The organism is Alcanivorax sp. HI0044, from assembly GCF_001634945.1.
Genome location: NZ_LWEZ01001534.1, coordinates 1 through 1,294 on the forward strand (window position 1 = coordinate 1; position 1,294 = coordinate 1,294).

Consider the following 1,294-nt stretch of genomic DNA (forward strand, 5'->3'; position numbering starts at 1 on the left):
GATGATCAATGGATGACGACGTTCCAGTCTCGTTTCGGGCGGGAAGAATGGCTGCAGCCTTACACCGACGCCACCCTGAAATCCCTGCCCGGGCAGGGCGTGAAATCCGTGCAGGTTTTTTGCCCCGGCTTTTCTGCGGATTGCCTGGAAACGGTAGAGGAAATCGATGAGGAGAACCGGGGTTACTTCGAGGCGGCCGGTGGCGAGTCTTTTGCCTATATCTCTGCCATGAATGCCGAGCCGGCGCACCTGGATGCCCTGACTCAGCTTATCGAAGATAATCTTCAGGGCTGGGAGCTGTTGGAAAATGACGCCGTGGGCCTGAGAGAGCGACAGCAGCGAGCCCGCCAACAGGGCGCGGACCGTTAGGGAACCTTGAATAACTCCTTGCGTACTCAGTCTTTCAGGCTGGCTCCCTCGCTCATATCGCCCTTCCTTGCCTCAAACGCCCGCCTATGCGGGCGTTTTGCTGTCAGTCCCCCATTTGGGGGATGCGCGGATAGCGCTGCCTGATTACTCTGAACCTCAAGAGATAGGGAGGAACCGGGGTGTCGCGGGACAAGGATCTGGCAGAGATTATGGACGCGATTTATTTCGCGGCGCATCAAAGAGATGGATGGCAGGATTGCCTGGACCGGATCAGTGTATTGAGCGGTGGGCAATCCGCTCAACTGTTGATGCTGAATAGGGAGAACGACCAGCGACTGGGCGGTTATCAGAGTAGCCGCGCCCTTGCAAAGTCCGACAGCCGTGGCGCGTCCGCGCTCACCCTGTGTGATGTTCGGCATGATACGGACGATGCACTATTGGTGCTGACTGTGCAGCGTCCAGCAGAGCAGGGCGAGTTTGGGGCTGCTGTAAAGGAATTGATTGAAGGGCTAATGCCGCACATTGCCAGAGCCCTTCGTCAGGAGGAAGCCGCCAGACTATTGGATGATCGTCAGATTGCGGTCTACCGGCAAAGACAGGGAGCCATGTTGCTTCTGGACGGTCAGCAGAACGTGGTTTTCGTGTCTGCGGAAGCAGAGAAGCAGTTGATGAGAGCAGCCTCGGTGAGGCTCGAAGAGAATCGCCTGAGACTGTCCTTTCGACAGTCTCAGGTGCAGCTGGATGCGCTCATGCAGGAGTGCCTAACGCGCAAATACACCGGGATGGTGAACATTGGCGATGCAGGGAAGGAGTCTATGCGATTGCTGGTCAGTACGGTGCAGCCTCGCGATGAAGCGTTGTTCCTGTCGCATGGTTTGCTGGCGGTCTTTATCGTCGCAGAGCCGAGCGAAGAAAATAGTGAAGA

Annotated in this window: 2 protein-coding genes; both read left to right on the forward strand. The window is 56.9% G+C overall.

All coding sequences use genetic code 11. The features are described 5' to 3' along the window. A partial coding sequence (locus A3730_RS23065; protein WP_197477588.1) for a ferrochelatase occupies window positions 1-369 on the forward strand: 369 nt, incomplete at its 5' end. 209 nt (window positions 370-578) lie between these two features. Continuing rightward, window positions 579-1,294: hypothetical protein (locus A3730_RS23070; protein WP_156501315.1), on the forward strand; the 716-nt coding region annotated here is incomplete at its 3' end.